This is a genomic window from Winogradskyella psychrotolerans RS-3, from assembly GCF_000427335.1.
GTDB lineage: Bacteria > Bacteroidota > Bacteroidia > Flavobacteriales > Flavobacteriaceae > Winogradskyella > Winogradskyella psychrotolerans.
On record NZ_ATMR01000016.1, the window covers coordinates 1 to 1,279 of the forward strand.

Below are 1,279 nucleotides of genomic sequence, written 5' to 3' on the forward strand. Positions count from 1 at the left end.
TCCGTACAATTTCAGATTTTTACCAGTGATGCCTTCACTTTTGAGAACCTATCCGGAAACCAGTATTGGGTAACAGTAGAAGATGCCAATGGCTGTATTAAAAGGTTGGACGACATTTTGGTTGACCAACCTGAAACTGGTCTTCAGCTCACTGATATCGAACTATCAGGATATAATGGCTATGAGATTTCATGTGCCGGAGCATTTGATGGCTCGATTTTATTTAATGTTTCGGGAAATCAGGGGCCATTATCCTATAGCTGGACAGGACCAAATGGATTTACTTCCAACGAACCAAATCTAGATGGACTGGCATCAGGGAATTATGAAGTCCTTGTTCTTGATGAAAATGGATGTACCCTTAGCAGCAATTTTGATATTAATGAACCTAGTCCTTTGGTTCTATTAGATGAAGTTTCTGACTACAATGGATTTGGAGTCCATTGCAATGGTGGAAATGAAGGTTTTATTTACCTGGACATTACAGGAGGATCAGGAACCACCAAAATTGAATGGAGCGGACCAGACGGTTTTATTTCTGAAGCTTCTCGTTTGGAGGATATTTTCCCCGGTACATACCATGTTAGCATAACTGATACCAATGGCTGTGAAATCAATAAAACCTACACCTTGACAGAACCTCAGGGTCTGGAAATAGCAGAATTGTCAGATGAAAAGTAAATGTTTCTTGCTATGGCCAGGAAACAGGGGTTTTGGCAGCTGTTATCAACCGGACCTCAGCTGGTCCGTATCGGTATGAACTTAGAAATGAAGCAAATGAATTGATCAATGCCTCCCCTCCCACTAATGAAACCAATTGGTTTTTCACTGATTTGCCTGCAGAAAAGTATTCCATTACGATAATCGATGCCAACAATTGTTTTAAAGAAATTAATAACCTAGAGATTACACAGCCTCTTACAGGCTTACAAATTGATGAAGTAAGCATCTCTTCTTTTAACAAATTTAATATCAGTTGCTTTGAAGCTGCTGACGGATGGATAGACATAACTACCTCAGGTGGATCAGGAAACAACCTTTACAAGTGGTCCGGTCCAGATAATTTCTCAGCAGACACACCTTCAATCAAAAATTTAATTCCAGGTGATTACCACCTTACTGTCGTAGATCAAAACGGTTGTGAGGTACTTACTGAAATTATAAGTTTAATCGAACCTGAACCCTTGCTGATCAATTCAGAAATGGGTATCTCAAATGGATATGGGATCAGTTGCAATGGAGCGAATGACGGCTATATTGAATTGAGCCCTTCTGGAGG

Annotated in this window: 2 protein-coding genes; both read left to right on the top strand. The window is 40.0% G+C overall.

Translation table 11 applies throughout. The features are described 5' to 3' along the window. The coding region (locus ADIWIN_RS20720; protein ID WP_040756221.1) for a SprB repeat-containing protein at window positions 1–681 on the top strand (681 nt) is incomplete at its 5' end. A gap of 101 nt (window positions 682–782) precedes the next feature. Continuing rightward, window positions 783–1,279: SprB repeat-containing protein (locus ADIWIN_RS20725; RefSeq protein WP_200859775.1), on the top strand; the 497-nt coding region annotated here is incomplete at its 3' end.